Here is a 681-nt window from a genome sequence, read left to right as displayed (position 1 = left end):
TATGGAAGATGGAAAAGACATAGAACTGCGCAGTGAAGCGGTGCAGGAAGTGATGGGGCATGTGCCGTCCTGGATCGTGAGGTGGGGTATCACGGTGCTGTCCCTCGTGGTGCTCATGCTTGTCGTTGGCAGCTTTTTCTTCCGCTATCCGGACGTGATCGAGGCGGAGATGAGGCTGACGAGCCGTAACCCGGTGACGGAGGTCGTGGCACGCACTTCGGGCAGGGTGAGCAGCCTGTATGTCGCCGACGGGCAGGAGGTGAAAGAGGGTTTACCGTTGGCGGTGGTGGAGAATACAGCCTTGACGGAAGATGTGCTGCGGTTGAAGCAACTGTTAGCGCGTTATGCCGGTGAACCGGAGCGGTTGGGCTATTACTTGTTGCAGGATGTCTGGCAGTTAGGTGATATCCAGCCGGCTTATACGGCTTTGGCGTCGAAAGACCCTGCGTCGCGGGATTACCGGGCAACGTTGGGGCAGTTGTTAGCAGCCGTGAGGCGTTGGGAGATGGATTATTGCATAGAGGCCTCGGGGTCTGGGCAGGTGCAGTTGCTGCGGCAGGGTTACCCGAACCTGTATGTGCAGGGTGGCGACTTGTTTGCGCGGATCGTGCCGGAGGATGCTGGCGAATGGGTCGGGCTGGCGTCGATGCCGATCGCGAGTTCGGGCAAGGTGCGGAAGGG

At 59.5% G+C, this 681-nt stretch carries 1 protein-coding gene; it reads left to right on the top strand.

Translation table 11 applies throughout. The features are described 5' to 3' along the window. A partial coding sequence (locus tag H8S65_RS20845; RefSeq protein WP_186931721.1) for an efflux RND transporter periplasmic adaptor subunit occupies nt 1-681 on the top strand: 681 nt, incomplete at both ends.

Source organism: Parabacteroides hominis, from assembly GCF_014287585.1.
GTDB lineage: Bacteria > Bacteroidota > Bacteroidia > Bacteroidales > Tannerellaceae > Parabacteroides > Parabacteroides hominis.
Note: the sequence above shows the minus strand (reverse complement) of the source record. Positions and strands in the feature narration are given on the sequence as shown.